This is a genomic window from Streptococcus sp. HSISS2 (assembly GCF_000448665.1).
In the GTDB taxonomy this organism is placed as follows: Bacteria; Bacillota; Bacilli; order Lactobacillales; family Streptococcaceae; genus Streptococcus; species Streptococcus raffinosi.
This window is the reverse complement of record NZ_CM002133.1, coordinates 1,076,651-1,077,775: the sequence shown is the minus strand read 5'-3', so window position 1 is coordinate 1,077,775 and position 1,125 is coordinate 1,076,651. Positions and strand designations below refer to the sequence as shown.

General features: G+C 38.5%; 1 protein-coding gene and 2 pseudogenes. 2 read left to right on the top strand and 1 reads right to left on the bottom strand.

Translation table 11 applies throughout. The features are described from left to right. Together HSISS2_RS04730 and sodA are read left to right on the top strand one after the other, a co-directional pair. Positions 1-234, top strand: a pseudogene (locus HSISS2_RS04730) (DNA polymerase III subunit delta); the annotation flags it as partial. Between the two features lie 94 nt (positions 235-328). Next, positions 329-934: a superoxide dismutase SodA gene (gene sodA, locus HSISS2_RS04725; protein WP_004182735.1), complete on the top strand. Its 606-nt coding sequence runs from the start codon at positions 329-331 to the stop codon at positions 932-934. Between the two features lie 48 nt (positions 935-982). Here sodA and HSISS2_RS11750 read toward each other — a convergent pair. After that, positions 983-1,125 (bottom strand): annotated as a pseudogene (locus tag HSISS2_RS11750) (transposase); the annotation flags it as partial.

The following is a 1,125-nucleotide window of genomic DNA, read 5'->3' as shown; positions in this document are numbered from 1 at the left end:
GCTCAAGGCAAAAGTGAGCAGCAAATTGTTTCAAGTCTGTCAGATTATTTAGGGCGTAAAGTCAATCAATTTCAGGTTCGTTTTGCACTGAGAGATAGCCGTCCTTTGTCAGTAGCATTCTTAAAAAAGACGATTAAGATTTTAGTAGAGACAGATTACCAGATAAAAACAGGAACTTTAGATAAAGATTACTTGTTTGATTTAGCACTTTTAAAAATCGTATCAAACCGCTAGAAATTTGGAGTTTTCTTTGATTTTGTAAGCAAAATTTTTGAAAGCTCTACCACTTTACGGTAAAATGAAGAAAAATGAAAAGAGGACCTTTACTATGGCAATTATCCTTCCAGACCTTCCTTACGCTTACGACGCTTTGGAACCATACATTGATGCTGAAACAATGACTCTTCACCACGATAAACACCACGCAACTTATGTAGCAAATGCTAATGCTGCTCTTGAAAAACACCCAGAAATTGGTGAAGATCTCGAAGCACTTTTGGCTGACGTGGAACAAATTCCAGCAGATATTCGTCAAGCACTTATTAACAATGGTGGTGGACACCTTAATCACGCACTTTTCTGGGAACTCTTGTCTCCTGAAAAACAAGAACCAACTGCAGAAGTAGCAGCTGCTATTAACGAAGCTTTCGGCTCATTTGAAGCTTTCCAAGAAGCTTTCACAGCAGCAGCAACAACTCGTTTTGGTTCAGGTTGGGCATGGCTTGTTGTTAACGCTGAAGGTAAGCTTGAAGTCGTTTCAACTGCTAACCAAGATACTCCTATCTCAGACGGTAAGAAACCAATCTTGGCACTTGATGTTTGGGAACATGCATACTACCTAAACTACCGTAACGTACGTCCAAACTACATCAAAGCTTTCTTTGAAATCATTAACTGGAATAAAGTTGCTGAGCTTTATGCAGCAGCTAAATAAGTTTAAAAGGCTCTTTGTCAACTGTAGTGGGTGACGAAAAGCTAACATCTAGAGAGGACCAGATAGGTCTTCTCTTTTTGTATATTCAGAGTGATGAAAACACGCTTCCTAAAGTTGATAAAATTTTTAAAACCGAAGCCCAGACGTTTAATATCTTTGATAAGCTTATTGGTCACCTCCAATTTTGCATT

Excerpts from the sequence above, each read along its gene's own strand:
- sodA (WP_004182735.1), top strand. The coding sequence starts at position 329 with ATGGCAATTATCCTTCCAGACCTTCCTTACGCTTACGACGCTTTGGAA.